Genomic DNA, 26,262 nt, shown 5'->3' with positions numbered 1-26,262 from the left:
CAGGTAGCAGCGGCTCAGGTTTGGGCGAGCTTCCGGACACGCCCGACGGCGGTTTCCACGGCTTCCGCTGCCTGCTCCAGCTCGGCCGGGGTAATGGCGGACGTGACGCTGAAACGGACGGCTGTCTGGGCTGTCTCGGCGTCGAGTCCCAGGGCCAGCAACACAGGCGACGGCGCATCCGAACCGGCGGCACAGGCTGAACCGCTGGAGCACACCACCCCAAGCCGTTCGAGTTCCAAAAGCACCGACTCGCCGCTGGTACCGGGGAAGCAGAAGGACGCTACGGACGGCAGTCGCTTGCTGGGGTGCCCGGTCAGGACGGCATCCGGAACGGTGGCCAGGACTGCCGCGATGAACCGGTCGCGCAAACCGGAGACCCGCAAGGCAGCATCGTTTTGTTCTGCACTGGCCAACGTCAGCGCCGTGGACAGCGCAACGGCCCCTGCCACGTTTTCGGTTCCCGAGCGCCGCCCGCGTTCCTGCCCGCCACCATGGACCAGCGGCTCAAGACGCAGTCTGCCCTTGGTGAAGAGCACTCCTGAGCCCTTGGGCGCACCGAGTTTGTGCCCGGACATGCTCAGCGCGTCCACGCCAAGCTCTTTCACGTCCAGGGGCAGCCATCCTGCCGCCTGGACGGCATCGGTGTGGAACGGGACGCCGAGTTCGTGGGCCGCGGCCGCAAGTTCGGCCACGGGTTGCACCGTGCCGACCTCGTTGTTGGCGTACATGATGCTGACCAAGGCCGTCTCCGGGCGCAGCACGCTCTTCAGGGCATCCACGGTAACCAACCCGTCGCCGTCCACCGGAATGACATCCACGGCAAACCCATGGACGCGTTCAAGGTAGCGGGCCGATTCCTCGACCGCCGGATGCTCGACGCCGCTGATCGCCACCCGGTTCACCGCCGGATCGGCAGCCTGCCGGGCCAACGCGATGCCTTTGACGGCCAGGTTGTCCGCTTCGGTCCCGCCCGAAGTGAAGGTCACCTCGCCGGCGCGGCAGTTCAGGACCTTGGCGACGGCGGAGCGGGCGGCTGCGAGCGCCGTCGCCGCTGCTTCACCCAGGCTGTGGTGGCTGGAGGGGTTGCCGAAGTCGCCGCTGAGGTACGGCCACATGGCTTCGAGTACCTCGCGGCGGACGGGGGTGGTGGCAGCGGCATCGAGGAAAATCACGGAAGGTTCAGTTCGAGTTCGACGTCAAGGCCGAGGTCGAGGGCAGCGACACTGTGTGTGAGGGCACCCACGGAGATGACGTCCACTCCGGTCGCTGCGATTTCGGCCACGGTGGCGAGGTTGACGTTGCCGCTGGCCTCGACGATCGCCCGCCCGTCCACCTGCTTCACGCCGGCGCGAAGCTCCTCAGTGGTGAAGTTGTCCAGCATGATAGTGTCCACTCCCGCCGCCAGGACAGGCTCAATCTGCTCAGCCCTGTCTACTTCCACTTCGAAGTGGGTGGTGTGTCCCAACTGTTCCTTGGCCGCCAGCAGCAACCCGGTGAGCTTGGTGGAGTCTCCACCGGTCATGACCGCCAGGTGGTTGTCCTTGGCCAGGACGGCGTCGGAGAGGCTGTAGCGGTGGTTCGCTCCCCCGCCGCATCGCACGGCGTAGCGTTCCAGCACGCGGAGTCCGGGGGTGGTCTTGCGGGTATCGGTGATCCTTGCGCGGGTGCCTTCAACGAGCCGGACGAACTCTGCGGTCTTGGTGGCGATGGCGCTCATGCGCTGGACCAGGTTGAGCCCCACGCGTTCTGCCAACAGGACCGAACGGGCACTGCCGCTGACCCGCGCGAGGTGCGCACCGGCGTCGAACGCTTCACCGTCGGCGAGCAGCAACTGGACATCGGTATCAGGGTCGATGAGCTTCATGGCATCGCGGAAGACCGTGCCGCCGCTGAGCACACCGGCCACACGGGCATTGAGCACTGCGGTGGCACGGGCATCTGCGGGGATCAGCACTTGCGAGGTGATGTCCCCGTTGGGCGCATCTTCGCCGAAGGCACGCTCAAGGATGTCCCGCACGGCTGCGGCGGGGAGGGTCAGGTTAGTCATGGACGAGGCTCGCTTTCCGGCTCATGGTGTAACGCTTGTCAGAATCGTCGACGGCGGCAGGTTCGCTCACGCTGTCGCTGCGGTAGTGCGCTCCAAGGGATCCCCGGCGCTCCCGCGCGGCATGCACCAGCAATTGGGCCGCCAACAGCAGGTTGGCATCCTCGTGCTCGCGCACCACCAAGGACCCAGCCCCACCCAAAGGCAGAACCTCCTCAGCCCAGGCCGCAAGCTGCACGGCGGCTTCCCGGAGCAAAGCCCCGCTGCGAAGCACGCCGGCCTTCGCGGTCATCAACCGCCGCAACGCACCCCTCGAAAACGGCTCACCGCCTGCAAACGAAGCCTCAATCGGCCCAGGCCCGGGCACCGACTCGAACTGCCAGGAGACAGGGGCGCTGGTGTTGTTCCCGGCGCCATCCAGCGGTGCTGGAGGCCCCGAAAGCGCCGTTGTCGCTGGTTTGGGTGACCTGCCGTCGTCGGCTGGCGGGGTCCCGGCAGCGTGCGTAAAAGCGAGGCCGCCCGCGGCCGAGTTAGCACGCAGAGGGATCGCGTCAGCCGCCCCACGGAAGGCCCCCACGAATACGCCCACGGCGCGCCGCGCAAACACGAGCCCCTCAAGCAAAGAGTTGCTGGCCAAACGATTAGCCCCTTGCACGCCGGTACAAGCAACCTCACCCGCAGCGTACAGCCCCGGAACAGTAGTGCGGCCGAACAGGTCCGTCACCACCCCACCCATCCAGTAGTGCGCCGCCGGTGCCACGGGAACGCGCTCCTTGGTCCAGTCGATGCCGGCCTGGCGGGTCCGTTGGCTGATAGTGGGGAAGCGCTTCTCCAGGAAGCCGGCGCCGCGCGCTTTCTCCACCACGGTGGCATCGAGGAAGACGTGTCCGTTGGGATCTCCGAGGGCCGCCAGGTGGAGGGCGATGCTGCGCGACACGACGTCCCGCGGAGCAAGCTCCGCATCGGGGTGGTAGTCGCCCATGAACCGTTGGCCATGGACGTCCACCAGGACGGCACCTTCGCCGCGGACTGCTTCGGAAATCAACAGCGGATCGGCGCCTGCCCGGGTTCCGGCAGGAGGAACCATGCAGGTGGGGTGGAACTGGAAAAATTCCAGGTCGGTCACCGCAGCACCCGCACGCCAGGCCAAGGCCAACCCGTCGGCGGTGGCTACGGAGGGATTGGTGGTCTGGGAGAAGAGTTGCCCTGCGCCCCCGGTGGCAAGGAGCACGGCGTCGGCCATGAGCCTCGATTCCCGCCCGTTGCGAAGGTAACTGAGGCCCGTAACCGTGCGCCCGGATGCACCTTCATCGGTGAGCAGCGCCGTGACCTGCGCGTGGCCTTTCACCGTCAGCCTGCCCTCGGCTTGGAACGCAAGCACGGTGCGGATGAGTGCGTCCGCTACCCGGGCACCGGTGGCGTCGCCGCCGGCGTGCAGGATGCGCGGTGCGGAATGGGCGGCTTCGAGCCCCAGGGCGGGGTCGCCGTCGTCGTCCAGGTCGAAACTCACACCGAAGCGCACCAGGCCGGCCATGTCCAGCCGCGCCTCGGTGCACAATACCCGGACCGCTTCCGGGTCACAGTGACCCGCGCCGGCCTTGAGCGTATCGGCGATGTGGGCTGCCACGGTGTCTCCCGGAGCGGGTTCGTCCAGGACGGCGGAGATGCCGCCCTGGGCGAACCAGGTGTTGCTGTCCTCCAGGGCGCCTTTGGTGAGCAGGACGACGTCGGTCCCCGCCTCGGCAGCGAGCAGCGCGGCGTACAGTCCCGCAATACCACTGCCAACGACAACGAGTCGCCGTGGAGCGGAGGGGCCGGAGAGGCTCGACGTTCGGGGTGTCGAGGTCATGTGGGGCTCGATTCGGCTAGTCCGGTGAACCGGTGTTCCTGTGCCTTGCTGAAGGCAGCATGTTTATGCGGGCTTGGCGGCCAACATGCGCTCCAGCGCAACCTTGGCGTTGTCCTGCACGGTGTCGTCCACGGTGATGCGGTTGACGATGCGTCCTGCCACGAGCTCCTCAAGCACCCAGGCGAGGTAGCCGGGGTGGATGCGGTACATCGTGGAGCACGGGCAAATAACGGGGTCCAGGCAGAAGATGGTGTGCTGCGGGTTTTCCGCTGCCAGCCGGTTCACCATGTTGATCTCGGTGCCGATGGCGAACGTGGTGGGTTCGGTGGCGGCCGCGATGGCCTTCTTGATGAAGTCGGTGGACCCTGCGGAGTCTGCCGCGTCCACTACTTCCATGGGGCACTCGGGGTGCACGATCACGTTTACGCCTGGGTAATCCTGGCGCGCCTTCTCGATCTGGCCTACGTTGAAGCGCTTGTGGACGGAGCAGAATCCGTGCCAGAGGATCACGCGGGAATCCAGCAGGGTCTGTTCGTCGTTACCGCCCAGTTCCTTGCGGGGGTTCCACATGGGCATCTGCTCCAGCGGCACGCCCAGGGCCTTCGCGGTGTTCCGGCCCAGGTGCTGGTCGGGGAAAAACAGGACGCGCTGGCCACGTTCGAACGCCCATTCCAGCACCACCTTGGCGTTCGAGGACGTGCAGACGATCCCGCCGTTGCGTCCACAAAATGCCTTGAGGGCGGCAGAGGAGTTCATGTAGGTGACGGGAATGACCGGCACGCGTCCATCGGCATCGGTTTCCGTGCCGAAGATTTCCTCGAGCTGTTCCCAGCATTCCTCCACGGAATCCTCGTCGGCCATGTCCGCCATGGAGCAACCTGCTGCGAGGTTGGGCAGGATGACTGCCTGTTCGGGCGTGGAGAGTATGTCCGCGGTCTCTGCCATGAAGTGCACGCCGCAGAAGATGATGGCTTCGGCGTCAGGTTTGGTGAGGGCGGCGTTGGCGAGCTGGAAGGAGTCGCCCACGAAGTCCGCGTACTGGACCACTTCGTCGCGCTGGTAGAAGTGTCCCAGGATCACGGCGCGCTCCCCCAGGGCCTCCTTGGCCGCGCGGATCCGCTGGTCGAGTTCAGCCTCTGAGGCCCGCTTGTACTCCTCGGGAAGCTGACCCTGTCGCGGCGTTGTCTTGGGGGCGACATCGCTGCTGGAGGCGCCCGGACCGTAGGCGGGCATGCCCGCGAGGGACTCGGCGAGGTCGTACTCCCAAGGGCCCTTGGCAAGGGCCGGGCTGCAGGTTGCGCCCGCGCGGGACAGGCCGTTCTCGGCTTCTTCGCGCGTGATCAGCTGGACGGCAGTGTTGACGCTGCTCATGGTGTACTCCTGTTATCTGGCCCGAGGCCGGGTGTGCCGGTGAAGCGGTAGAGGCGTGGCGGACGGTGTTTTCCGCCTTGCAGGTATTCACCGGTTTCTTCGATGTCCGGTGTGGCTTTGATTTGCCGGCGGAAGTTCGCCGGATCAAGCTGGCGGTCCAGGACGGCCTCGTAGACCTCGCGGACCTGCGCCAGGGTGAAGAATTCGCCCAGCAGGTGGTAGGCGATGGAACCGTAGGCCATTTTGTTGCGGAGACGCCACAGGGCGTAGTCCACAATCGCGTTGTGGTCGAAGGCGAGCTCCCCCAATCGGTCCGCCCGGAACCATTTCACGTTCTCCGATTCGTCGGCGAGCGCGGCCTGGGTGGGCTGCACCAGGGCCCAGTAAACGATCGAGACCACGCGCTGGCTGGGCGAGCGGTGCAAGCCCCCAAAGGCGTACAGCTGCTCTAGGTACTCGGGCACCAGGCCGGTGGTGTCGCGGAGGTTGCGGGCCGCGGCATCCTGGAGGGATTCGTCATGGGCCAACGGTCCGCCGGGCAGGGCCCACTGGTCCTTGTACGGCTCGCGGATCCGCCGCACCAACGGCAGCCACAGCGTCGGGCGGCCTGTCTTTTCGCTGGGCCTGAGGGCGAAGATCACCGTGGATATGGCCAACGACGGCGGTGCGAGCCGTCGCTCGGCGACGTTGGCTGAGTTGACGTTCACGGCTTCACCTCGCTTCGTCGCCGCTGGAACCTTCTGTTCCGGATTAGTTAAAGTCAGATTGACTAGAACTAATGGTACGACTCGAAGGGCGAAGGGCAAAATGCTTTTCGTCACACAGGCTTCGCAGCGGACTCCATGAGCGGGAGGGTGCGTCCCTGGATGTGGCTGTTCAGCACGATCACCGAAGAACACCTGACCACGGACTTGGTGGCGATCATGGCGTCGAGGACCCGCTGCATATCCGGATTGGAGCGCGCGGCGATCCGCACCATGAGATCCGAGTTACCGGTGACGGTATGGACTTCGATGATCTCCGGGATGGCACTGAGGCCTTCGATGATGGCGTCATGACCGATCTCCTGCGTAATGGTGACCGAGCAAAACGCCACCACCGGGAATCCGAAGTTTGCCGGGTCCGGCTGCGGCACCCACGAGCCGATGACGCCGTTCTCGATCATGCGGTCAATGCGGGATTGCACCGTTGCCCGCGCCACCTTCAGGACCCGCGACGCCTCCAGGACAGAGGATCGCGGCGAATCCGTGAAGAAACGTACAATTTTTGCATCAAGAGCATCGACCAGCATCAAAGTTCCTGTCCCCGGGGAGCCTTACCCATCACATCGCCACAGCAAAAAGTGATGTATCTTACAAACTGCGAGAATTATTCCACGGCTCTTGCTGCGTCGTCGACGCCCCGCGCGCCCAGCCCACAAAGCAGGCACGCCAACACCCGTATGAAATCCATAGAAGGTAGACACGTATGACAACGAAGTCCATCGCGGCTCCTGCATCGAAATCCGGCCTCGGCCACTCCCTGAAGCCACGCCAGCTCACCATGATGGGCCTGGGCAGCGCGATTGGAGCAGGACTTTTCCTCGGATCGGGCGCAGGTGTCCAAGCGGCCGGTCCGGCGGTCCTGGTTTCCTATCTCGTGGCCGGGACCCTGATCATCCTGGTGATGTGGGCCCTTGGCGAGATGGCGGCGGCCAACCCGAACAGTGGTGCCTTCTCCGTCTACGCCGAGAAGGCCATGGGCAAGACCGCCGGCGGCACCATCGGTTGGCTGTGGTGGCTGCAGTTGGTGGTGGTGATTGCGGCCGAAGCCCTCGGGGCCGCGGGACTCCTCTTCTCCGTCTGGCCGGTCATCCCGGTGTGGGTCCTCGCGCTGGTGTTCATGGTGGTCTTCACAGGCATCAACCTGGTGGGCGTGCGCAACTTCGGAGAGTTCGAGTTCTGGTTCGCCATCCTCAAGGTGGCCGCAATCGTCATCTTCCTGCTCATTGGCGCAGCGCTCCTCTTCGGTTGGCTGCCGAATGTCACCTCTCCGGGCCTCGCAAACTTCGGAAACTTCGCACCCCACGGCCTGGACGGCATCGCGGCAGCGCTCTTCGTGGTCATCTTCGCCTTCGGCGGCACCGAAATCGTCAGCGTCGCCGCAGCGGAAACGGAGAACCCCGCGCACAGTGTCGGCAAGGCCATACGGACCGTCGTGTGGCGGATCCTGGTTTTCTACATCGGCTCGGTTTTCGTTATCGCAGCGATCCTGCCAGTGGGATCCGAAGGCCTGAAGTCTCCGTTTGCCGGTGTCCTGGACCTCGCGGGCATCCCCGGTGCCGGCGCAGCCATCACCCTCGTTGCGGTTGTTGCCCTGCTGTCAGCGCTGAACGCCAACCTTTACGGTGCGTCCCGCATGGTGTTCTCGCTCTCCGAGCGCGGCGAAGCGCCGCGCTTCCTGTCGCGGATCAACGGCTCCAAGGTGCCGGTTGCCGCCGTCGGGATTTCGGTTGCCTTCGGCTTCGTCGCCACGGTGCTGGAACTGCTGTTCCCGGACAAGGTTCTGCCGGCCCTCCTGAACCTGGTGGGCTCCACGTGCCTGGTGGTCTGGGGTACCGCGCTGGTTTCCCAGCTCATTCTTCGCCGCCGGGCAGACCGAGACGGCACGGAACTTCCCCTTCGCATGAAGGGCTTCCCGGCGCTGACCATCCTTGGTCTCGTCCTCCTGGGCATCATCTTCGCCGTTGGCTTCGCCAATCCGGAGAGCGCCGGCCAACTGTTCGGCACCGCGGTGTTGATCCTCGTGATCGCGCTCGGCTGCTTCCTCAACGCCCGCGCCAAAGCGGGCCGGGTGGATCATTCCGTCGAGTAGCCACTTGTCCAGCAAATAAAAGAGGCTCTTTGCAGTTTGTCCTGCAAAGAGCCTCTTTTTGTAGCCATTTTGTACAAACTGTTTGACCAAAACATAGCTGATTGCGCACCCATCGTTCCGGTGACTAGTGTCACAGCCATGACAACCACACCAGTGCTTGCCGCCGTCGAAGGAGACGAGGCACCGCTCACGCACCAGCAGTTGCGGGAGCTGTACACGCTCATGGCCGCTGTCCGCCATCTGGATACCGCTGCCGTCGCTTGGCAACGCCAGGGAATCATCCCCGGCTACGCCCCGGAACTGGGCCAGGAAGCCGCCCAGGTTGGCAGCGGCTACGCCGTGGACCGGACCCGGGACTTCGTCTTCCCCACGTACCGCGAGATGGGCGTTGCCCGTGCCATGGGGTTGGACATGGTGGGCTACATGTCCACCCACAAAGCGACGTGGCACGGCGGAATGTACAACCCGCTCGAATCGCGCTTCGCGCCCATCCAAGCCGTCGTGGCCGGTTCCGTCCTCCATGCCGTTGGCTGGGCCCACGGCCAGACCCTGTCCGGAGAATCCGGAGTGGCGCTGACCTACTTCGGCGACGGGGCATCCTCCCAGGGCGACGTCCACGAGGCCATGAACTTTGCCGCAGTCATGAAGGCCCCGGTGGTGTTCTTCATTCAGAACAACGGCTGGGCCATTTCCGTGCCAACAGAGCGTCAGGTTGCCGGTGGTTCCGTGGCCGCACGCGCTGCCGGATACGGCATGCCCGCAGTGCAGGTGGACGGGAACGACGTAGTGGCGGTCCACGAGGCCACCCGTTCCGCCTTGGCCCACTGCCGCGCGGGCAACGGCCCTGTGGTGATCGAAGCCATGACCTACCGCCGCGGTCCGCACTCCACGGCTGACGATCCCGGCCGCTACCGCACGCTGGACGAGGAACGGCTGGATGCCGGGGAAGACCCGCTTGCACGCTTCCGGCAGCAGCTGCTGGCCGACGGCGTGGCAGACCAGTCCTTCTTCGACGTGGCCCAGCGCCAGGCAGAGGAAGAAGAAGAGGCCATCCGAGCCGGCATCGAAGCCCTCGGACCCCGCCCCGGCGCTGAAATGTTCAGCCTGGTCTTCCAGGAACCCACCCTCGCCCTGCAATCCCAGGCCACCGCGTGGCGGAAGGAGTCCGACCATGTCTGAGACGCTCATGGAAACCAAAACCCGTGTTGAGCACTTGTCCATGCAGCAGGCCCTCAACCGGGCCTTGGACGACGTCCTCGCGGAAGATCCGAAGGCCGTCATCTTCGGCGAAGACTGCGGCAAGCTGGGCGGCGTTTTCCGGATCACCGACGGCCTCCAGGCCAAGCACGGCGAAGGCCGCGTCTTTGACACCCCCTTGGCCGAGTCCGGCATCCTCGGAATGTCCGTCGGCTTGGCCATGGCTGGATTCCACCCCATCCCCGAGGTGCAGTTCGACGGCTTTGCCTACCCGGCCATCAACCAGATCGTCTGCCAGATCGCCAGGATGAACTACCGCAGCCGTGGCACGCTGCCCATGCCCATCACCCTGCGCGTCCCCAGCTTTGGCGGCATCCGCGCTCCCGAGCACCACGGGGAGAGCCTTGAGACCCTGTTCGCCCACGTGCCTGGCCTCAAGGTTGTCTCACCGTCCACCCCGCATGACGCCTACCACCTCCTCAAGTACGCCGCTTCCCGGCCGGACCCGGTGATCTTCATGGAACCGAAGTCCCGCTACTGGCAGAAAGGACCCGTCGACGTCGCCACAGCGGTTCCCGCCGAAGAAACGAACGACGGCGGCAGCCTTACCGGGGCACGCGTAGCGCGGAGGGGACGGCACGTGACGCTCGTGGCCTGGGGCGCCATGGTGGCACGTTGCCTGCAGGTGGCCGAACTGGCCGCCGAAGACGGAATCGACGTCGAAGTCCTGGACCTGCGCTGGCTCAAACCCATCGATGCCGAAGCACTGGCCACCTCCGTTGCGAAGACGCGTCGCGCCGTCGTCGTCCATGAAGCGCCGCTGACCTCGGGCCTGGGCGCCGAAGTCGCCCAACTCATCACCCAGCAATGCTTCGACAGCCTGAAGGCGCCCGTGGAGCGCGTCACCGGGTTTGATGTGCCCTACCCCTCCGGCGACCTGGAGGACGAATACCTGCCCACCATCGACCGCATCCTCTATGGGATCCAACGCGTACTGGAGTACCGCCGTGGCTGAAATTTCCTTCCCCCTCCCCGACCTCGGTGAGGGCCTCATCGAAGCAACCGTCCTGGAATGGCTCGTGGAGCCCGGCCAGCAGGTGGAACGGAACCAACCCCTGGTGGAGGTGGAAACCAGCAAGTCAGCCCTCGAGTTGCCCAGCCCCCAGGCGGGTAAAGTGGTGCGTATTCACGGCGAGCCGGGTGGGACCATCAACGTCGGCGAGCCGCTGATCGTGTTCGAGGTACCGGATGACACCGCCGGGATCGTGGGCACTGTTCCGAAGGACGAAGCACCCAAGCGCCGGGTCCGCCTGAGCGCCGTACTCGATGAGGACTGACATGATGACCGGCAGGCACACAGTGGAACAGCGGCACACCGTTGAAGGCACTGATCCCGAATTGTTCGTCGAAGTCCACGAACCTGCCACGGATGCCGGGTTGCGCCCCGTGCTGTTGATCCACGGATTCTCCTCCTCCAGCAAGCTGAACTGGGGCGACAGCGGCTGGATCACCACCCTCCAGGAAGCGGGCCGGCGGGTCATCACCGTTGATCTGCCCGGCCACGGCCGCAGCCACTCCCCCGAAGACCTGGACTCGTACACGCCCAGCCGGATCCGTGCCGACCTCCTCCAGATAGTGTTCGACGCCGGAGCGCGGCCGCTGCGGGACGGGAACCCTGCCAGCGGTTTGGACATCATCGGATACTCGCTGGGTTCGCGGTTGGCGTGGGAATTCGCCGCCACGCAGCCGGACCTGGTGCACCGCGTGGTGCTGGGCGGGCCCAGCGCCGCCGACCCGCTCGCCGCTTTCGACCTCCCGGCGGCCCAGCGGTACCTGGCCGACGGCACACCAATTGCAGACGAGTCCACAGATGGGCTGCTGAAAATGGCCCGGCTCCTGCCCAGCAACGACCTCTTCGCCATGTTGTCCCTCATCGAAGCCATCAAGGGAGAACCGTTCGACCCGGCAGAAGCCGCTCCCCACATCCCGCTCCTGTTGGTTGCCGGCGAAAAGGACGAGCGCGCGGCCAGTATGCCTCAACTGGCAGAACTGGCGGGGAAGCGCGGCGCCGCAGTGGAAACCCTGGTGGTTCCGGGCCGGACCCACACCAACGTCATCACCAGCCGCGCGTTCAAGGAAGCCGCCGTCCGGTTCCTGGGGGCCTGAGAGGCGTTGGCTGACAGGCCTACCGGGCCAGCCGCTCAGCGTTCAGGCTCATCCGCTCCAGGACACTGACGGCCATGGCGTATTCGTCAATACCGATGCCCATGGACAAATCCAGGCGCGCCTCCTCCACCAGGCGTTGGGCTTGATGGAAGGTTTCCCGGCCGCGATCGCTGAGGGTAAGCCTGTCATCGATCATGGTGATCAACCCCCGGCCAACCAGCGAGGCGAGCTCCCGTTCCCGCAACCGGACATCCGTGCCCCAGAACGGGCTCAGGACCTCGTGCAGTTCGTCCGGCTTCATGGTCGTCTCGGACAGGGCGTTGAGCGTCTGCCACTGGCGCCGGCTCAGCTTGACCCGCGCAAGCGTACTGTCCAACTGCACTTCAAGGGCGGCATCGAGCCGCTTGATCCAATAACCGATGGGCTTGTTCACAAGGCCATGCTTCCAGTGTGACAATCCCCGGGCAAGGATGAACTGTAGGCTTGAACCAGCGCCGGACAACATGGGAATGGGAGCAAATGGGCATGCGTTTCAGGGACCGGGCTGAGGCCGGGCAACGCCTGGCCCAGGGACTCCCCCAGTTCAGGGAACGGCCGGACACCGTGGTGCTGGGCCTGGCCCGCGGCGGCGTACCCATCGCCGCGGCGGCAGCAGCAGAACTGTATCTTCCTTTTGGCGCCGTCCTGGTACGGAAGCTTGGTATCCCCGGCCGGGATGAGACGGCCTTCGGAGCCCTGGCCTGGTGCCAGGGAGACGTTGTCCGGATCGTCAACAGGCAGCTGAAATCGCTGCTCCTGGCGCGAGGCATGTCCGAGTCCGCCCTCGATGCGGTGGAGGCCGCCGAACGCGCTGAACTCAGCCGTCGTGCCGCAGGATACCCAGGCATCAACCACCATCTGCGTGGCAAGAACGTCATCCTGGTGGACGACGGCCTGGCCACGGGCGCCACCATGCGGGCCGCCGTCGAATCGGTCCGCGCGGCAGGTGCCGCCACCGTCGTCGCCGCAGTCCCCGTCGCATCGCTCGAAGCATCAACGTCGCTGTCCCGGGTGTGCGACGCCGTGTTCAGCCTGCACATCCCGGGCAAGTTCCACGCCGTGGGCGCCTTTTACCGGCACTTCGAGCAATTGACGGACGAGGATGTCATGGAATTGCTGAAGGGCACGGAAGGGCATTCCTAGCAACGCAGGAAGGGGCGCAGCTGGTGTGTCGGCTGCGCCCCCTGTTGCTGGTTTCGGCTAGTGGTGCGTGCTGAAGCCGAGCGGACGGCCCTTGGTTTCCTTGGCCAGGATCACCCCTACGGCGGAGATGACGCAGAGGGCCATGATGTAGATGCCTACCGAACCGGACCACTTGGTCTGGTCAAGGAGCAGTTGCGCAATGAAGGGCGCGAAGGCGCCGCCCAGGATCGCGCCCAGGGCGTAGCCGATGGAGATCCCGGAATAGCGGACCTGCGCCGGGAACATTTCGGCATACATCGCGGACATGGGTCCATAGGAGAGTCCGAGGCCGATCGTCAAAACGAACAGCCCCGTCCCGTAAAGCAGGATGTCTTTACTGTCGATCAACGCAAACATGGGAATCATCCAGACGAACACCAGGGCGTAGCCCAGCAGGAACGTCTTGACGCGGCCAATCTTGTCCGAGAGCCAACCGCCCACCATGGTGAAGATGAGCCAACCGAAGGAAGCGATGGTGGTGGCCAGCAGGACTTGCGGCGCGGGCATCTTCAAGGCCTTGGTGGCGTAGGAGATGAAGAATGCGATCAGCAAATAGCCCGCGGCGTTGTTGGCGATGAAGATCAGTGCGGCGAGGATTACTTCCTTCTTGTTCGAGCGGAACAAATCACCCAACGGCGCTTTGCTCTCCGCCTTGCGCTGGGCGATCTCCTTGAACACCGGGCTTTCACCGACCGCTCGCCGGATAAGGTAACCCACCACGATCAGCACCACGGAGAGCAGGAACGGAACGCGCCAGCCCCACGCGTTGAAGTCTTCCTTGGACATGCCCGACTGGAGGAAGAACAGCAGCCCGGTGGCGAGGATCATGCCGATCGGCACGCCGATCTGGGGATAGGCACCGAACAATCCCCGCTTTGGGACTGGCGCGTGCTCCACGGCCATCAGGGCCGCTCCGCCCCATTCACCACCGGCGGAGAACCCCTGGACGACGCGCAGGAAGATCAGGAGCACGGGAGCCCACAAGCCGATGGTTTCGTACGTCGGCAGCAGGCCGATCAGGGCGGTCGCAGCGCCCATCATCACCAGCGTCATGACCAGGACAGCCTTGCGGCCCATCCGGTCCCCCATATGGCCGGCCACGAATGCCCCCAGCGGCCGGAAGAGGAAACTGATGCCGATGGTGGCGAAGGAAAGGAGTTGCGCGACTCCGGGGTTGGACTTTTCCAGCGGTGTCAGGAACAGCGGCGACAACAGTGTGGCCGTGAGCTGGGCAAAGATGAAGAAGTCGTACCACTCGATAGTGGTTCCTACCAGGGTCCCGGCCAGGACGCGACGCTCTTCGCGCTTACTGCTGGGACCTGACAGGGAGTCGACAGAGGAAGTTGCGGTCATTGGAACTCCAGTGGGTGTGAGTGACTCGTCGGCGTGTGACTTGCATTAACCGACAGAACGGTCAGTTAGGAAACTGTACTACAAACTGTGACCGAAAGCACAGAGCTTCCGGGACATAGGATTGGTGGCATGAGTTCCCGCAGCGACGTCAAAGGACCGACGGAGGCACCTACCCAGGCTCCGCCGTCGCAAACCCTCTCGCGGGGAATCCGCGCACTGGAGATCCTGGCGGCCGCCGATCGCCCCCTGACCATTGCCGAACTTGCCGAAGCACTGGGCGTGCACCGCTCCATCGCTTACCGCATCCTTCGCACCTTGGAGGACCACTCGCTCGTGTTCCGTGACGACTCCGGCCGGGTGCAGCCCGGGGCCGGACTCGCTGTCCTGGCCCGCGGCGTGTCGCGCAACCTGCAGGCCGCAGCCCTCCCCGAACTCACGCAACTGGCCAACACACTGCACATGACAGCCTTCGTTGCCGTGTGGGACCACCAGGAATGCGTCACCCTGGTCACGGTGGAACCCCGCCAATCCGGCGCGGCACTCGCCCAACACCCCGGAACCCGCCACCCCATCAGCACCGGCGCGCCGGGCATCGCCATCCAGTCGACCATGACCGAGGAGCGCTGGCAGCAGGTAGGACCAGGCCTGCCGTACCGGGCTGAAGCACACGAGGCCAAGCGCGTCGGCTACGCCACCAGCCACGACGAAGTCATTGCCGGGTTGTCTTCGCTGGCCGCCCCCATCCACGTTCCCGGCGGACGGCCGGCCGCGATCGCCGTCGTCTATATCCGGATGGACCAGGACGCGGACCAGGTGGGGCAGGCACTCGCGGCAAGCGCTGCGCGGATCGAAAGCCAGCTCGCCTGAAGTCATTCCCTCCAGGCCAAGGAGTGTGCCCCAGCACACAAGACCGCGGCCCAAAGGATTTCGAATACTCATAAGAGGACAGGACCGTTTGGCCTGCCCTTGCAGAGTTTCGGAAGGAACCCCATGAGCGTGAATCTCCTTGACACGTCCAACTGGCTGCCGCTGGACGGCCTGGCCCCTGGCTTCGACGCCAACAAGGCACCGACAGTCCAGGACCTTGCAGGCCGCCACTTCACCGTCAATGGCGACGGCGGTCCCATGACGTTCAGCTTCGACGACGAAGAGGTGAACTGGGCAGCCGCAGGACAAGCCGGCACTGCGCAGTACGAAGCCTTCCTTGTGGCCGAACAGCTCTACTATGCACAGTGGCACAGCAGCGTGGAAACAGGGCTGGCGGTGTCCCTCATCCTGGACCTGGCCAACGGCCGGGCCCTCTACATCGGCGCCCTGCTGGGGCAAGCAACTCCCGGTACCACTGCGGTGGAGCACGATTTCCGGGCCGGCGTCCTTGAGGGTTACTCGACCGGCGGCGAACCGATCCAGGAAAGCACCGGCCTGATCGGTCGCCGCGTGGAATGGGTCTACAGCCCGGTTCACGCCTACGAACACGTGTACCTCAGCCCCACCTGGTACACGTGGCAGTGCCTGGCGGGTCCCGAACGCGGCCTGGCGGACACCGACTCCAACACCGTCTTCCAGGTCAGGCCGGGCATCTTCGTCTTCACGTGGCGCGAGAAGGTAATTCCGTGCGGTTCGGTGACCATCGCCGATCACCGCAATGTCAACGCCATCCGCTCCCACGGGAGCCTCTTCGGCTGGGACGAGTCCGGAGTGGCACCCGTCCACTTCACGTTCGGCGCCCATGGCCGGCTGGTCAGCGTCAGCCACCACAGCCCCGGGCTGAACCCCGCGCTCTAAAGCAGAAGGCGTCCCGGCAGAATCTGCCGGGACGCCTTCTTGTTGCGTTTTCAGCTTTCCGAGCTGCGTTTTCAGCTCTCCGAACCGTGGCCGATCCGGGCGTAGAGCGCCGGCCGCGAGCGCCGCAGCCGCAAGCCCCAGATAATGCCAACCACACCCGGGAGCAGCACCACCAGCGGCAGGACAAAGGTGGCCGCCGTGGACTCCGTTTGTCCCAGAAGGACGTTGAAGTTGGCCAGGATCAGCACGAACACCACCGCCAGAAGGACGAACCCGAGTGTCGGTGCCACCACGCGGACCCACAGGCTGGCGCCGTGTGATTCCTTGCGGAAGAAGCCAATCACGGCGAGGGAGACGACCGTCATAAGCAGCACCAGCCCCATCGCTCCGCTGTTGGTCAACCAGGTGAACATGGTGAGCACGGGGTACAGTTCCCCGAGTTCGGAACCGCTCCCGGCGATGGCAAACGCAACGGTCACGACGACGGCGATCAGTGTCTGGGCCAGCGAACCGGCAAAGGGCGCTCCACTGCCGGGACGGACCGCAGCGAGGGCTGTGGGAATAACCTGCTCGCGGCCCAGGGAGAAGAAGTAGCGGGCGACGGCGTTGTGGAAGCTGACCAGGGCGGCGAAAAGGCTCGTGACGAAGAGTACCTGCGCGATGTCGCTGAGGAGGACGCCACCATTCGTGCCCAGGAAGGAGAAGATCATGTCCGGTCCGTTGGCAGTGGCGGTCTCAATCACGGCTGACGGCCCCGCGCCTACGGTCATGGCCCACGCGGACACGGCGTAGAAGAGGGCAATGATGGCGACGGCGGCAAACGTGGCCCGGGCTACGGTGCGCTTGGGGTCCTTGGATTCCTCGCCGTAGATGGCTGCCGATTCGAAGCCCATGAACGCCGCAATGCCGAAGGAAAGCACCGCTCCGATTCCCGGAACGAAGAGGCTCTCCGGAGTGAACGTCGCGGCACTGACACCTTCGGGCGCCACTGCCAGGCTCATGATGTCGTAGACAATGACCACCAGGAATTCGAGTGCCACGAGGATGCCCAGGACCTTCGCAGACAGGTCCACGCGGTTGACTCCAAGCCAGCCCACAATGGCGATGCAGACGAGCACGGGAATCCACCACGGAACGCTGACGCCCAGCCGCGCGGAGAGCAACGAGGACACCGTGAAGCCGAAGAGCCCATAAATGCCCACCTGCATCAGGTTGTAGGCCATCAGCGCCACGAGCGAGGCGCCTACTCCGGCAGGCCGGGAGATGCCTTGGGCAATATAGGCGTAGAAGGCCCCGGCATTGGTGACGTAGCGGCTCATGGCGGCGTACCCCACGGCGAAGAGGGCCAGGATCCCGCCGAGGATGAGGAAGGACAACGGCACGCCGGTGACGCCCGTTACCGCGAACGTGGTGGTCACGCCACCGGCCAGGACGGTGAGCGGCGCCGAGGCCGCGATGATCATGAACGTCACGGCCGGAACGCCCAGACGCCTCTTGGTGGTGACGGACCCGGCGGTCCGGCCTTTCACGGGATTGTCCACGCTCATAAGTGTGCTCCTGCCTCGATACCGCGGGAGATGGCGCGGTAGGTGTGGGTCATTCCGCAATCTTCCACCGGACAGGCACTGCGTGACTTGTCTCACACGGCAAGGTGGTTGTCTGTCCACGCACGCCGCGGTGGCGCAGGGCCGCGGTGTAGAATCGTGGGCAAGCTCACGTCCGGTCTGCGGCATCCCTTGCCGGTACCCAGCGGCACGGCGGGCCATTGAAAGGGAGCTTGATGACCGTCGCGGCTGATACCGGGCCAGCTACCGTGCAAACCATCGTCGCGGATTCGTTCCAGGAATGGAGCCGGGCCATTTCGGCCTCTTTTGTGCCCTTGCTGGCCAAGGGACCGCGCGGGGCCACGTTCCATGGAGCCATGCGCGCCAGGGTCCTTGGCCAGATCTCCGTCGTGGAGGTCACTGCCGGACCCCACACCGTCCTGCGGACCCCCGAACTGATCGCCGGTTCCACCGGACGCTACTTCAAGCTCAGCATCCAGCTCTCCGGTACCGGCCGTTTGGTCCAGGATGAGCGCGAGGCCGTGCTCAACCCGGGCGACCTTTCCATCTACGACACCTCCCGCCCGTACCAATTAACGTTCGACGACGACTTCCGCACGTTGGTGCTGATGTTCCCGCATGTGCTGCTGGACCTGCCGGCCGAAGCCATGGGCCATGTGACCGCCTTGCGGATCCCCGGCGACGAAGGCCTGGGCGAGCTGATCAGCCCCTTCCTGGTCCGCTTGGCCGACAATCTCGAGGCACTGTCCGGGACCAACGGACTTCGCCTGGTCCACAACGCCCTTGACCTGGTGACCACCCTCTTCAATGGCGAGTTGGACCACCTGATTGAAACGGGCCGCGATCCGCACCTGCTCCTGCTCGGCAGGATCCACGACTACATCGAAGCCAACCTCGGCGACCCGGAGCTTTCCCCTGGAACCATCGCTGCGGCCCACTACATCTCCACGCGGCACCTGCATGACCTGTTCCAGGAGATCGGGACCACCGTTGCTGCCTCCATCCGGCAGCGGCGCCTGGAACGCTGCCGGAGGGACCTGCTGGACCCGGTGCTGGCAGACCGGGCCGTGACCGCCATCGCAGCGCGGTGGGGGTTCACCGATGCAGCCCACTTCAGCCGGATCTTCCGGGCCGCTTTCGGGAACTCCCCCACCGGCTACCGCAGCAGCCACTGAGGTTCCGCCACCGCCGTCGAACCTTTCCGGCGGTTTCCCGCTAGGCAGCTGCGGTAGGCGCCGTCCCCTCATCGGCCAGTGCCGCCATCTCCTCCACCATGATTTTCAGCAGCCGGGCCTCCAACTCCGCAGCGGAAGGATCACCGGCGAGGTTCACCAGCTCACCGGGATCGGAATGGTGATCGTAGAGTTCCACCACGTCCGTGCCGAAGTAGCGCGTGAGGCGGCCCTGTTCGGTGATCACTGTCCGCATCCGCACCGGGCCCGGCAATCCCTCCAGGCCGAAGGGCTGCTCTTCCTCCACCAGCAAAGCGTTCCGGTGCCGGTGGAGGCTGCCGTTCAGCAAGGGCACCAGGGACCTGCCCTGAATCCCCCGGAAGCCCGTTGACCCCGCGAGTTCGAGCAGGGTGGGTGCAAGGTCCGTACTGGAAACCAGGGCGTCCGTGCGTCCGGTGGCACCTCCTGGAACGTGTACCACCAGGGGAACATTGGTCACTGCCCGGAAGTGGACAAAGTGCTTCAGCATCAGCCCGTGGTCGCCGAACAGATCGCCGTGGTCGCTCGTGAAGACGATGACCGTGTCCTCCGCCAGGCCCTGCCGTTCGAGTTCGTCCAGGATCCGGCCAATGTGCTCGTCCATCATGGTGATCAGGCCGTACTGGGCGGCCGCGGCGTGCCTGTACTGTTCGGCAGTGGCGGCCCAGGTCATGGTGGGATCGGGATTCGGCGTGCCCCGGTGTTCGATCATGGTCCGGACATGGTCCGGTGAGCGCGCGTGGTCCTGATCGAAGCCCAAGGGCAACGGCACGTCGTCGGGATCGTACAGGTCCGAGTACCCCGCCGGCGGAGAGAACGGGTGGTGCGGGTCCGGAAAGGAAACGAACATGAAGAAGGGCTGGTCCTGGCCGGCAGCGTCTTTGAGGTGCTCAATGGCCTTCTCGCTGACGTAGCTTGTGGGATGGGCTTCGGCCGGGATGGCCGTTTGGTACACCTGGTCCCAGCCGGTGAAGGTGCTGGCGGACTGTTCCGGCCCGCCCAGAGCCTCCGGGTCCACACCACGCTCGCGGGCCCAGTGCACGTAATGGCCACCCGGACGGTCGCCATGGCCGATCACCAGGTCAACATGCTGATATCCGTAGTAGTCGGCGGGCAGCGCGATGAAGCGCTCATCATGGGCTGCGCGGTTCTCCCAGTGGTCCCAGCCCGGCGCCATGTTGCGGGTGTGGGCGTCGCCCACCGCCTTGTCCAGGAGCAACGGATCCGTCCGGCGGATTTCCTCCGCCTGGTGCGGTTCAAACTCCCAGCCCATGTTCTGGTGGTGCAGTTTGCCGACGCCGATGGTCCGGTATCCGCCAGAGGCCAGGGACCCCGGCACAGTTTGCGTCAGGGGGTCCAGGGTAATGCCGTTGCAGCGGGTTCCGTGGGCCGATGGCCAGCGCCCGGTCATGAGGCTGGCCCGGTTGGGCATGCACGTGGGGTTGGCCACTGTGGCATGGGTGAACACCATGCTCTTGGCTGCGAGCGCATCAAGGTTGGGCGTTCGGACCGTGCCGTTTCCGCCGAAGCCGAGGTGGTCCGCCCTGAGCTGGTCCGCGATGAAGAACAGCACGTTGGGGCGGCGCCGCGTTCCCTCGGGCGTGGCGGCGCTCATGCGGGCCTCTTGATCATGGACAGCACCTCGGTGCGCTGCTGGGCAAACGCCGGCAGCGAGCGCGTGGTGATCTGGTCCCGCGGAGCCGGCAGGTCGACGTCGACAATTTTATGCACCCGCGCCGGACGGGATCCGAGGACCACTACGCGGTCGGCCAAGTACACGGCCTCGTCGATGTCGTGTGTGACCACCAGGATGGTCATCCCGAAGTCGCGCCGGATTTTCAGGCACAGGTCTTCCAGGTCGAACCTGGTTTGCGCGTCAACCGAGGCGAACGGTTCATCCATGATGAGGATTTCCGGGCGGTAAGCCAGGGCCCTGGCAATCGCCACGCGCTGCTGCATGCCACCGGACAGCTGCCACGGGTACTGGTTGTGGGCATGGGAAAGCCCGACGGCGGCCAGCGCACTGTCGCAGCGCTCCTTCAGTTCCGCTGCGGGCAATTTGAGGTGCTTCAGCGGCAGCACGATGTTCTTGCGGACGGTCAACCATGGCATCAGCGAGCGGTTGTAGTCCTGGAACACCAGTGCCATCTCCGGCGGTGGTCCGTCAATGGTCCGCCCGTCGATGGCGGCGCGGCCGCTGCTGGCAGGGTGGAGGCCGGCCAGGCACTTGAGCAGCGTTGTTTTGCCGACGCCCGAGGGACCGACGATGCAGACGATCTCGCCGGCATCCACCGTGAAGGTGAGGTCTTCGATGACCGTGCGGGCCTTCTCGCCGCTGCCGTAGGTTTTGGCGAGGTGGGAAACATCCAGCCGCGGTACAGCAGAAGCATTCTGCTGCTGGCTGGCTTCTGGCTGCCGGGTGGCTTCTGGTTGCTGCTGCATGGCTGACTTTCTGTTCTGGAGGGGAAGCGTAAGTGACTGCCGGTTGCTCATGCGGCACGCGCCATGGCCCGGGAACCGATGTACCAGGACAGGACCCGGCGCTTGATGAGCGCAAACACCACATTGACCAGGAACCCGATAACGCCAAGGAGCAGGATTCCGGCCCACATATCGGCGGTCATGAAGCTTTGCTGGGCGAGGAGGGTCATGGCACCGATGCCTTGGGAGCTGCCCAGCATTTCGCTGGCGATCATGACGATGAACGCCACTTGCAGGCTCACCTGGAGTCCGGAGAAGATCTGCGGCGCGGCTGCGGGCAGGAGGACGTTGACCAGTCGCTCCTTGCGGGTCAACCTGTAGACGCGGGCCACATCCTTCAGGTCGCTCCCCACTCCACGGAGGCCGTCCACAGTGGCGATCATGGTGGGGAACAGTGCGGCCAACGCGATGCTGGTGACGCGCATCTGGGTACCGAAGCCGATCAGCGAAATGAAAATCGGTACCAGGGCGACGGGCGGGATGCCCCGGAGGAAGTGGATCAGGGGATCCACCATCCAGCGCACCTGCGGGACCAGCGCCGTGGCAAATCCCAAGGCAACCCCGCCTGCGGCTGCAATCAGGAAACCGATAAAGAGGTTGCCCAGGCTCAGCAGGACATCCGACTGGAAGTGGTCGAAGAGCCACAATTGCTGGAACCGCACCAGGATGTCCTGCAGGGGCGGAAAGAACGGGTCGATCGAGCCGGCCGACAAGAACCACCATGCCAGCAGCAGGAGCACCGGAGTGCCCGCTCCGATCAACCAGTTTCGAAGCGTCAGGGATTTCATCAGGGCACCACTTCCCGGTAGGACTCATGCCAGTGCAGGACCCGGCGTTCCGCCAGCCTGGTGGCACCTTGGAACAACAAGCCGAGGATGCCCAGGACGATCACCAGCGCGTACAACGTGGCGTAGTCCCCGGCGGCCTGGGCCTGGTAGATGCTCTGGCCCAGTCCCGGGCCGCCGCCAAGAAGCCCTGCGACCACCGTGACCACCAGGGCTGCGGGAGCCGCCACGCGCATGGCCGTTCCTATATAGGGCAAGGCGCTGGGCAGGACCACGCGGAAAAGAATTTCGGTTCCGGACATTCCGTAGCTGCGGGCAGTATCGCGGGCCACCGGATCGGTGCCCTGCACCCCATCGACGGTCTGCATGACGATCGGCAGGAAGCAGCCGAACACCACCAGGAACAGGGACATTTGGGCTGTGGGGCCCAGGACCAGCACAGCCAGCGGCAGGACCACGATCGGTGGCACGGGCTTGAGGAACTCAAGGACCGCCAGGGTGGCGTAGCGGATGGTCTCGAAACTACCCACGAGCAGTCCGAGGATGACGCCTGCTACGGCTGAGACGGCAAGGGCGAAGAGTGCTATCCCCACCGTTGATCCAAGGGCGGACCAGAAGGTTCCCGTGCCGAGTATCCCTGCCAGCATTCCGAAGACCGTCGTGGCCTGCGGCAAAGCGCTGCCGGCCACCTTGGCCGTTGCCAGGACTTGCCACACAACCAACGCTGCGGCAATACCGGCCGCGCTGTAGGCCAAGGGGCGCATTGACGTTTTCATGGTGAGTCTCCCGTTGCCACGCCGGACCTACTTACCAAAGATGAGGTCGCCCGGCAGCTTTACCGGGGCATTGAGGAAGCCGAGGTCGGCAAGGTTGGTGTTGGCACGCTCGATGTCCTCAATGCGAACCTCTTCCGGCCAGTAGTTGACGGCACCGGACTTCACCACGTCCAAGGGAGTCTTGGTGATCTCTGCGCTGAGCTGCTGGGCTTCGTCCGTGTGGCCGTTGGCGTAGGCGTTGGCCTTGTAGATGGCGGCCTTGAAGCCTTCCAGGGCTTTTTGCTTGCCCTTGACGGTGTTCGCCCCGGAAACCCAGAGGCCGATTGCCCCTTCCTCGAAGAACTTGACGCCGGGCGAGGCCAGGAGGCGGTTGCCCTCGGAGACGGCCTTGGACGTAAAGGGCGCCACGAGCGAGGCTGCGTCAACCCGGCCGGAGTTCAGGGACTGAAGCGCGGAGGAAGGATCAAGGACCATCCAGTTCACTTTGGCGGGGTCGCCGCCGTCGTCCTTGATGAGCTTGCTGACCGTGACCTCAAGCTGCGCCTTGCGGGCCGGAACGCTGACGTTCTTGCCTTCCAGGTCCTTGGGCCGGGAAATACCGGAGGCCTTCTGGACCAGGAGACCGGTGTCATCCACCCGGTTCAGCTCGGCGCCCTCGCTGGCTCCGTCCTTGTATCCATCGGCGGCAGCCACCACCTTGAGGGGCACATTCTGGCTCAGGGCGTTGAGCATCGGGATTGACGGCGTGTAGGTGAGGACGAGCTGGCCGCTTTGGGCAGCAGCGATGCCGGCGGGTGGGTTGGCAATGACAGAGAGCTCCACGTTGAGCCCCTGTTCCTTGAAGTAGCCCTTGTCGATGGCGAGCTTGATCCCGGCGTCGGAACCAATGCCGATGGTCCCCACCTTGAGCGTGGTAGTGCCATCGGCCGCAGCGGTTGCCGACGGACCGGACGTGGTGCCACAGGCAGCCAGGGACATGGAGAGCAGGGCGGCCAAAGCCAACGGAAGAGTGCGTTTCATGGGGATGCTCCTTGGGTTACGAACGGTTGGAAGAACTGGAGAATTGCTCAGAACCGGTGTCTGAAGTGGTGGACTGGTGAACGATGCGCCCGCCCGCCACGGTGAGCCTGGTCCCGGAGTGGAGGAGCGCTTCGATCTCCTCGTCCTCCGGCCAGGGACGGGACAAGAGGCAAAGGTCTGCCGCCATTCCCGGCAACAGCGAGCCTTTGAAATGTTCTGCGTGGTCCTGCCAGGCCGCTTTGCCGGTCATGGAGGCAAGGGCCTGCAGTCCGCTGATCCGTTCGGGGTCGGCAGGATCGCCGGGGGTGGACGCCGTTCCCCTTCGAACGGCGGCCAAGATGGTGCGCCGCCAGTCGGGGCTGGTCACGGGCGCATCCGAGGCCAGGTTGAACTGCACGCCGGCATGGAGGGCAGAGCGGAGGGGTTGGTGGCGGGTAAAGCGCTCCTCGCCCAGGACGGTGCGCATGATGTCCCCCGCCTCGGATCGGATCAGCGGGTTGGTGCTGTAGCCAATGCCGTTGTCCGCCATGGTGGAGAGGATGCCGGAGTCGCTGAAGGACCCGTGGATGACGTAGTGCCTGGCACCCCCGGCACGGTTTCCTGCAGCGAGGATGGCTTCCACTGCGGCGCCGGTAGCGGCGTCGCCCGTGGCATGGATACCGGCTTGAAGGCCTGCCGTGTCGATCAGCCGCAGGATCCGGTGGAGTTCGGCCACCCTCTCGGCGTCAGTGCCGCCCTGGATCACCAGGCGTCCGTGTGTGCAGGCCTTTCCGTAGGGTTCTGTCATCCAGGCCGTGCCGCTGCGCGGAATACCGTCGGCGAAGACTTTGACGCCGGCTATCCGCAACTGGCGGGGGTCGATTCCCCTGGCCGAGTAGGCATCGGCCAGGCCGCTGCCCAAGCCCTCTTCCACCGCGTGGGCGGTAGCACCGCCCGTCCCCGCGAACAGCATGAGGACGTTGATCCGCAAAGTGAGCAGGTCCTCCCCGGCTAGGTCGCCCAGCAAGCCGAGGGCCGCCGTCGAGCCGGCCCCGTCCATGAGTCCGGCACTGGCGGGACCGAGGCCGGGATCAGTGAGGGACGTAATGCCCAGGGAGTGCAGGTGTTCCTGCAGGCGCAGCAACGCGGGCCGGAGGGTTTCCTCGGGAACAGGTGGCAGGGCGCGGGAGATGAGTTCCATGGCCCCGTCCTGAAACAGTCCGGTGGGGGTACCGTCCCGACCGCGCACCACCACGCCGCCGTCGACGTCCGCAGTGGCGGCGGTGACTCCGGCTAACTGCATCGCTTCGCGGTTGGCCAGCAGTTGGTGGCCGGTTTGGTCGAACGCCACCACGGGCGTCCCGGGCCGGGATTCAAGCAACTGCCCGACGGCGGGTCCCAGCGCCACTTCATCCCACCCGTGGGCGCGGATCCAGCCGTCGGCACCCACGGGTGCAGACTCGATGACCTTGACGACGGCGGACCAGTCGGGTGCCGCCGTTGCGTCCAGGCGGACATAACCATAGGAGGCCATGGCCGCGGAGACGAAGTGGAGGTGTGCGTCGTTGATGCCGGGAATCACTGCGCCGCCGGCAGCATCGACCGTCACCGTGCCAGGACCGGTCATGGCATCGACGTCTTCGCGTCCCAGCGCGGCCACCAGGCCGTTTCTGACGGCAACAGAGTCGGTCAGGCTTCCGGGATCGCTGGGGTCCATGGTGTGGACCTCCGCATTGATGATCACCAGATCGGCGAATTCTTGCATCGGGTCTCCTCAGGTTTCTGCAGCCACGAAATGTGATGCAGGCAACGTTCCTGAAAGAAGTATGTCGCTTGACTAGGTCATTTGACTAGGTTTTCGGCTAAAGTTTCTTTTGGAGGTCATTTCCACCCTCCCCGGCGGCGCCGAAAGCGGGCCCGGGCGGACACCGCCTAGGATCGATGGGACCGGCTGTTGGCATGACCGGTCAGAACATGAGGAGAGGGGCCGAGCATGGCCAGGGTTCCCGCCGAGGAACGGCGACTGCAGTTCGTGGAGGCAGCGGCACGGGTCATCGCCCAGGACGGGCTCGCGTCAGCGACCACGCGGCGGATTGCCAGTGAGGCAGATGCCCCACTGGCAGCGCTCCACTATTGCTTCCGCAACAAGGACGAACTCCTCGAAGAGGTCTACAACTTCCTGAGCAGGGACTACGCCAAGGCCCTGGAACCCGTGGCAGACCCCGGCCTGGGACTGCGCCCCATGATCGCCGCCCATGCCAGGCGCATCTGGAGCCGCATGCTGGAAAACCCGCATGAGCAGGTGACTACCTTCGAACTGCTCCTCAGGCGGTACCGCGTAGAGGCTGTAGACCAGCCCCAGGCACTGCTCATGAACCGTTCAATGTACGACGGCTGGGTCAACTCCACCCTGGAACTGTTCCGCAACGCAGCGCAGGCGTCCGGCGAGCCGCTCCCCCACAACCTGGAAGACGTCACCCGGTTGTTCATCTCAGGCATCGACGGCATCAGCATGCAACACCTGGCGGACCCCGATGAGGACCGATCGCTGCGGCTGGTGGAACTCATGGCGCGGTCGTTGGCGGCCGGCCTGGACTACAGCTGAG

Annotated in this window: 25 protein-coding genes; 10 read left to right on the top strand and 15 right to left on the bottom strand. The window is 65.0% G+C overall.

Annotated features, from left to right (window positions below):
- Nucleotides 1–14: 14 nt before the first annotated feature.
- The 6 genes from ACIQTZ_RS02115 to ACIQTZ_RS02090 form a co-directional block, all read right to left on the bottom strand.
- Nucleotides 15–1,172, bottom strand: coding sequence for a cysteine desulfurase family protein (locus ACIQTZ_RS02115; RefSeq protein ID WP_402977091.1), 1,158 nt, complete (start codon nt 1,170–1,172; stop codon nt 15–17).
- On the bottom strand, nt 1,169–2,047 hold the full coding sequence (gene nadC / locus ACIQTZ_RS02110) for a carboxylating nicotinate-nucleotide diphosphorylase (RefSeq protein ID WP_402977088.1): 879 nt from the start codon (nt 2,045–2,047) through the stop codon (nt 1,169–1,171). Before nadC ends, ACIQTZ_RS02115 begins: the two co-directional genes overlap by 4 nt.
- Entirely contained in the window at nt 2,040–3,893 is a 1,854-nt protein-coding gene (gene nadB / locus ACIQTZ_RS02105) for an L-aspartate oxidase (protein ID WP_402977085.1), read from the bottom strand. The genes nadC and nadB overlap by 8 nt, the downstream gene beginning before the upstream one ends.
- A gap of 63 nt (nt 3,894–3,956) precedes the next feature.
- Nucleotides 3,957–5,264: a quinolinate synthase NadA gene (nadA, locus tag ACIQTZ_RS02100; protein WP_400330332.1), complete on the bottom strand. Its 1,308-nt coding sequence runs from the start codon at nt 5,262–5,264 to the stop codon at nt 3,957–3,959.
- Nucleotides 5,261–5,971, bottom strand: coding sequence for an NrtR DNA-binding winged helix domain-containing protein (locus tag ACIQTZ_RS02095; RefSeq protein WP_402977082.1), 711 nt, complete (start codon nt 5,969–5,971; stop codon nt 5,261–5,263). Before ACIQTZ_RS02095 ends, nadA begins: the two co-directional genes overlap by 4 nt.
- 110 nt (nt 5,972–6,081) lie before the next feature.
- Nucleotides 6,082–6,555 (bottom strand): Lrp/AsnC family transcriptional regulator, encoded by a 474-nt coding sequence (locus ACIQTZ_RS02090; RefSeq protein WP_397322473.1) that lies wholly within the window; start codon nt 6,553–6,555, stop codon nt 6,082–6,084.
- Nucleotides 6,556–6,731: 176 nt separating this feature from the next.
- On the opposite strand from ACIQTZ_RS02090, the gene ACIQTZ_RS02085 reads away from it, so the two are divergent.
- From ACIQTZ_RS02085 to ACIQTZ_RS02065, 5 genes are all read left to right on the top strand, one after another.
- Nucleotides 6,732–8,117 (top strand): amino acid permease, encoded by a 1,386-nt coding sequence (locus tag ACIQTZ_RS02085; protein ID WP_402977079.1) that lies wholly within the window; start codon nt 6,732–6,734, stop codon nt 8,115–8,117.
- Nucleotides 8,118–8,255: 138 nt separating this feature from the next.
- On the top strand, nt 8,256–9,296 hold the full coding sequence (locus ACIQTZ_RS02080; protein ID WP_402977076.1) for a thiamine pyrophosphate-dependent enzyme: 1,041 nt from the start codon (nt 8,256–8,258) through the stop codon (nt 9,294–9,296).
- Nucleotides 9,289–10,329 (top strand): alpha-ketoacid dehydrogenase subunit beta, encoded by a 1,041-nt coding sequence (locus tag ACIQTZ_RS02075; RefSeq protein ID WP_402977073.1) that lies wholly within the window; start codon nt 9,289–9,291, stop codon nt 10,327–10,329. The genes ACIQTZ_RS02080 and ACIQTZ_RS02075 overlap by 8 nt, the downstream gene beginning before the upstream one ends.
- Entirely contained in the window at nt 10,322–10,651 is a 330-nt protein-coding gene (locus tag ACIQTZ_RS02070) for a biotin/lipoyl-containing protein (protein ID WP_400269037.1), read from the top strand. Before ACIQTZ_RS02075 ends, ACIQTZ_RS02070 begins: the two co-directional genes overlap by 8 nt.
- Nucleotides 10,652–10,655: 4 nt before the next feature.
- Nucleotides 10,656–11,480 carry an alpha/beta fold hydrolase gene (locus ACIQTZ_RS02065; protein WP_400330635.1) on the top strand — a complete coding sequence of 275 codons (825 nt, stop codon included), beginning with the start codon at nt 10,656–10,658 and terminating at the stop codon, nt 11,478–11,480.
- Between the two features lie 19 nt (nt 11,481–11,499).
- On the opposite strand, the gene ACIQTZ_RS02060 is transcribed toward ACIQTZ_RS02065, so the two are convergent.
- Complete coding sequence (locus ACIQTZ_RS02060; protein ID WP_400330318.1) at nt 11,500–11,913, bottom strand: MarR family transcriptional regulator; 414 nt, start codon at nt 11,911–11,913, stop codon at nt 11,500–11,502.
- An 86-nt stretch (nt 11,914–11,999) separates the two neighbouring features.
- On the opposite strand from ACIQTZ_RS02060, the gene ACIQTZ_RS02055 reads away from it, so the two are divergent.
- A complete protein-coding gene (locus tag ACIQTZ_RS02055) occupies nt 12,000–12,662 on the top strand; it encodes a phosphoribosyltransferase (RefSeq protein ID WP_402977267.1) in 663 nt (220 codons plus the stop codon).
- Between the two features lie 57 nt (nt 12,663–12,719).
- Here ACIQTZ_RS02055 and ACIQTZ_RS02050 read toward each other — a convergent pair whose 3' ends face one another.
- Nucleotides 12,720–14,054: an MFS transporter gene (locus ACIQTZ_RS02050; RefSeq protein WP_400330316.1), complete on the bottom strand. Its 1,335-nt coding sequence runs from the start codon at nt 14,052–14,054 to the stop codon at nt 12,720–12,722.
- Between the two features lie 129 nt (nt 14,055–14,183).
- Here ACIQTZ_RS02050 and ACIQTZ_RS02045 point away from each other — a divergent pair, with 129 nt between their 5' ends.
- Together ACIQTZ_RS02045 and ACIQTZ_RS02040 are read left to right on the top strand one after the other, a co-directional pair.
- The gene (locus ACIQTZ_RS02045) at nt 14,184–14,921 is read left to right on the top strand and encodes an IclR family transcriptional regulator (RefSeq protein WP_402943333.1); all 738 of its coding nucleotides are present in this window, start codon (nt 14,184–14,186) and stop codon (nt 14,919–14,921) included.
- Between the two features lie 123 nt (nt 14,922–15,044).
- Nucleotides 15,045–15,839: a MoaF C-terminal domain-containing protein gene (locus ACIQTZ_RS02040; RefSeq protein WP_402977069.1), complete on the top strand. Its 795-nt coding sequence runs from the start codon at nt 15,045–15,047 to the stop codon at nt 15,837–15,839.
- A 71-nt stretch (nt 15,840–15,910) separates the two neighbouring features.
- Here the strand turns inward: ACIQTZ_RS02040 and ACIQTZ_RS02035 are convergent, their stop codons facing one another.
- Nucleotides 15,911–17,386, bottom strand: coding sequence for an APC family permease (locus ACIQTZ_RS02035; RefSeq protein WP_402977066.1), 1,476 nt, complete (start codon nt 17,384–17,386; stop codon nt 15,911–15,913).
- A gap of 233 nt (nt 17,387–17,619) precedes the next feature.
- Between ACIQTZ_RS02035 and ACIQTZ_RS02030 the strand changes: the two genes are divergently transcribed.
- On the top strand, nt 17,620–18,579 hold the full coding sequence (locus tag ACIQTZ_RS02030; protein WP_402977063.1) for a helix-turn-helix domain-containing protein: 960 nt from the start codon (nt 17,620–17,622) through the stop codon (nt 18,577–18,579).
- Nucleotides 18,580–18,619: 40 nt separating this feature from the next.
- Here ACIQTZ_RS02030 and ACIQTZ_RS02025 read toward each other — a convergent pair whose 3' ends face one another.
- The 6 genes from ACIQTZ_RS02025 to ACIQTZ_RS02000 are packed head-to-tail and all read right to left on the bottom strand — an operon-like array spanning nt 18,620 to nt 25,421.
- A complete protein-coding gene (locus tag ACIQTZ_RS02025; protein ID WP_402977060.1) occupies nt 18,620–20,230 on the bottom strand; it encodes a sulfatase-like hydrolase/transferase in 1,611 nt (536 codons plus the stop codon).
- Nucleotides 20,227–21,108 (bottom strand): ABC transporter ATP-binding protein, encoded by an 882-nt coding sequence (locus tag ACIQTZ_RS02020; RefSeq protein WP_402977057.1) that lies wholly within the window; start codon nt 21,106–21,108, stop codon nt 20,227–20,229. The genes ACIQTZ_RS02025 and ACIQTZ_RS02020 overlap by 4 nt, the downstream gene beginning before the upstream one ends.
- Nucleotides 21,105–21,884, bottom strand: a complete 780-nt coding sequence (locus ACIQTZ_RS02015; RefSeq protein WP_402977054.1) for an ABC transporter permease — start codon at nt 21,882–21,884, stop codon at nt 21,105–21,107. The genes ACIQTZ_RS02020 and ACIQTZ_RS02015 overlap by 4 nt, the downstream gene beginning before the upstream one ends.
- Nucleotides 21,884–22,657 (bottom strand): ABC transporter permease, encoded by a 774-nt coding sequence (locus ACIQTZ_RS02010; protein WP_400330300.1) that lies wholly within the window; start codon nt 22,655–22,657, stop codon nt 21,884–21,886. The genes ACIQTZ_RS02015 and ACIQTZ_RS02010 overlap by 1 nt, the downstream gene beginning before the upstream one ends.
- Nucleotides 22,658–22,684: 27 nt before the next feature.
- Nucleotides 22,685–23,677 (bottom strand): ABC transporter substrate-binding protein, encoded by a 993-nt coding sequence (locus ACIQTZ_RS02005; RefSeq protein ID WP_402977051.1) that lies wholly within the window; start codon nt 23,675–23,677, stop codon nt 22,685–22,687.
- Nucleotides 23,678–23,693: 16 nt separating this feature from the next.
- On the bottom strand, nt 23,694–25,421 hold the full coding sequence (locus tag ACIQTZ_RS02000; RefSeq protein ID WP_402977048.1) for an amidohydrolase: 1,728 nt from the start codon (nt 25,419–25,421) through the stop codon (nt 23,694–23,696).
- A gap of 228 nt (nt 25,422–25,649) precedes the next feature.
- Here ACIQTZ_RS02000 and ACIQTZ_RS01995 point away from each other — a divergent pair, with 228 nt between their 5' ends.
- A complete protein-coding gene (locus tag ACIQTZ_RS01995) occupies nt 25,650–26,261 on the top strand; it encodes a TetR/AcrR family transcriptional regulator (protein ID WP_400330293.1) in 612 nt (203 codons plus the stop codon).
- The last annotated feature ends 1 nt before the right edge of the window (nt 26,262 follow it).

The organism is Paenarthrobacter sp. NPDC090520 (genome assembly GCF_044769205.1).
Taxonomy (GTDB): Bacteria; Actinomycetota; Actinomycetes; order Actinomycetales; family Micrococcaceae; genus Arthrobacter.
This window is presented reverse-complemented; position numbering and strand designations above follow the sequence as displayed.

Coding starts and splice junctions, on each gene's coding strand:
- nadC (WP_402977088.1), bottom strand. CDS start 2,047: ATGACTAACCTGACCCTCCCCGCCGCAGCCGTGCGGGACATCCTTGAG.
- nadB (WP_402977085.1), bottom strand. CDS start 3,893: ATGACCTCGACACCCCGAACGTCGAGCCTCTCCGGCCCCTCCGCTCCA.
- nadA (WP_400330332.1), bottom strand. CDS start 5,264: ATGAGCAGCGTCAACACTGCCGTCCAGCTGATCACGCGCGAAGAAGCC.
- ACIQTZ_RS02090 (WP_397322473.1), bottom strand. CDS start 6,555: ATGCTGGTCGATGCTCTTGATGCAAAAATTGTACGTTTCTTCACGGAT.
- ACIQTZ_RS02085 (WP_402977079.1), top strand. CDS start 6,732: ATGACAACGAAGTCCATCGCGGCTCCTGCATCGAAATCCGGCCTCGGC.
- ACIQTZ_RS02080 (WP_402977076.1), top strand. CDS start 8,256: ATGACAACCACACCAGTGCTTGCCGCCGTCGAAGGAGACGAGGCACCG.
- ACIQTZ_RS02075 (WP_402977073.1), top strand. CDS start 9,289: ATGTCTGAGACGCTCATGGAAACCAAAACCCGTGTTGAGCACTTGTCC.
- ACIQTZ_RS02065 (WP_400330635.1), top strand. CDS start 10,656: ATGACCGGCAGGCACACAGTGGAACAGCGGCACACCGTTGAAGGCACT.
- ACIQTZ_RS02055 (WP_402977267.1), top strand. CDS start 12,000: ATGGGCATGCGTTTCAGGGACCGGGCTGAGGCCGGGCAACGCCTGGCC.
- ACIQTZ_RS02050 (WP_400330316.1), bottom strand. CDS start 14,054: ATGACCGCAACTTCCTCTGTCGACTCCCTGTCAGGTCCCAGCAGTAAG.
- ACIQTZ_RS02045 (WP_402943333.1), top strand. CDS start 14,184: ATGAGTTCCCGCAGCGACGTCAAAGGACCGACGGAGGCACCTACCCAG.
- ACIQTZ_RS02040 (WP_402977069.1), top strand. CDS start 15,045: ATGAGCGTGAATCTCCTTGACACGTCCAACTGGCTGCCGCTGGACGGC.
- ACIQTZ_RS02035 (WP_402977066.1), bottom strand. CDS start 17,386: ATGAGCGTGGACAATCCCGTGAAAGGCCGGACCGCCGGGTCCGTCACC.
- ACIQTZ_RS02030 (WP_402977063.1), top strand. CDS start 17,620: ATGACCGTCGCGGCTGATACCGGGCCAGCTACCGTGCAAACCATCGTC.
- ACIQTZ_RS02025 (WP_402977060.1), bottom strand. CDS start 20,230: ATGAGCGCCGCCACGCCCGAGGGAACGCGGCGCCGCCCCAACGTGCTG.
- ACIQTZ_RS02020 (WP_402977057.1), bottom strand. CDS start 21,108: ATGAGCAACCGGCAGTCACTTACGCTTCCCCTCCAGAACAGAAAGTCA.
- ACIQTZ_RS02015 (WP_402977054.1), bottom strand. CDS start 21,884: ATGAAATCCCTGACGCTTCGAAACTGGTTGATCGGAGCGGGCACTCCG.
- ACIQTZ_RS02010 (WP_400330300.1), bottom strand. CDS start 22,657: ATGAAAACGTCAATGCGCCCCTTGGCCTACAGCGCGGCCGGTATTGCC.
- ACIQTZ_RS02005 (WP_402977051.1), bottom strand. CDS start 23,677: ATGAAACGCACTCTTCCGTTGGCTTTGGCCGCCCTGCTCTCCATGTCC.
- ACIQTZ_RS02000 (WP_402977048.1), bottom strand. CDS start 25,421: ATGCAAGAATTCGCCGATCTGGTGATCATCAATGCGGAGGTCCACACC.
- ACIQTZ_RS01995 (WP_400330293.1), top strand. CDS start 25,650: ATGGCCAGGGTTCCCGCCGAGGAACGGCGACTGCAGTTCGTGGAGGCA.